The sequence below is a fragment of the uncultured Campylobacter sp. genome, assembly GCF_937949835.1.
GTDB lineage: Bacteria > Campylobacterota > Campylobacteria > Campylobacterales > Campylobacteraceae > Campylobacter_B.
The window spans coordinates 1-1,046 of sequence record NZ_CALEDC010000086.1; the positions used below are offsets into that span (position 1 = coordinate 1).

The 1,046-nt window shown below is 49.7% G+C and carries 2 protein-coding genes; both read left to right on the plus strand.

Annotated elements, in window-relative coordinates:
- Positions 1-485, plus strand: a 485-nt coding sequence (locus tag Q0256_RS01920; protein ID WP_297959564.1) for a DUF5675 family protein, incomplete at its 5' end; no start/stop codon positions are given.
- Positions 482-916 carry a glycoside hydrolase family protein gene (locus Q0256_RS01925; protein ID WP_297959566.1) on the plus strand — a complete coding sequence of 145 codons (435 nt, stop codon included), beginning with the start codon at positions 482-484 and terminating at the stop codon, positions 914-916. The genes Q0256_RS01920 and Q0256_RS01925, both read left to right, overlap by 4 nt.
- Positions 917-1,046: the final 130 nt, after the last annotated feature.

Sequence of the window (1,046 nt, forward strand, 5' to 3'; positions counted from 1 at the left end):
GGCAATCAATAGCAAGCTTAACAGGCACGATGAATATTTTGACAAATTTGAGGAAAGAGGCAACTGTGAGGATCAAGATAAATAGATTTAAAAATATCCACGATGGCACGATTGGGAAACTAACGATCACGGACGACGGGAAAAGGTTTTTTGAGTGCTTTACCCTTGAGCCCGCGGGCGGAGATACTACGCAGCGCGGCAAAGATAGGCGCATACCGGCGGGCCGCTATAAAATGCAGTGGTATGCTAGCCCGAGCCAAAAGCGAATGTGTCCGCTTCTGTGGAATGAGAGCGTGCCGAAAGAGCGCTACATCCTCATTCACCCCGGTAACTTTCCGAAAGATACGGCAGGATGTATCCTCGTAGGCGACGGACATAATGCCGCAGGGGTTACGAACTCCGTTCGGACATACAATTCGTTTTTCAAAATTTGCATAGGCAAACACATAGAATTCATAGAGATCACGAATGAGGAGGGAGTATGAGCCTGCTAGAAAACATCAAAGCTCACGAGGGATTTAGCACGCGGATATACAAAGATAGCGTAGGCAAACCCACCGTGGGATACGGCTTTTTGGTCTCGGCATTGAGTCCCGACGAACTTAAACTCAACGGAGGAAAGATAGAGCCGATGAGCCGCGAAGTAGCGGAAAAAATCCTAAATTTGAAAGTTGCGAAGCTTCAAAAACGGGTTTTTCAGTGCCTGCCGTGGCTAGAGAGCAAGCCGCAAAATGTGCAGGACACCCTAACCGAAATGGCATATCAGCTAGGGCTTGCGGGGCTTATGAGCTTCCGTCATACTCTGGGCTGCATCGAAGCGGGAGACTACGCACAGGCGGCAAAAAACCTACGCGCGAGCTTGCTTTACCGCCAGACGCCGCAGCGAGTCGAGGGCTACATAAGGGGGCTTAAATGAATACCTATCCCACTACGCCGCCGATAATCGTCGGATCTACTAGAACTATACGAAACCCGACCTATCGCAGTCAAAGCGAGAGCGGATATACCTTTAGCCGCAAGAAATGGACGCGTCCTAAAGCATCGTA

What these genes read in the sequence shown, in the direction of transcription:
- Q0256_RS01925 (WP_297959566.1), top strand. Translation starts at nt 482, where the DNA reads ATGAGCCTGCTAGAAAACATCAAAGCTCACGAGGGATTTAGCACGCGG.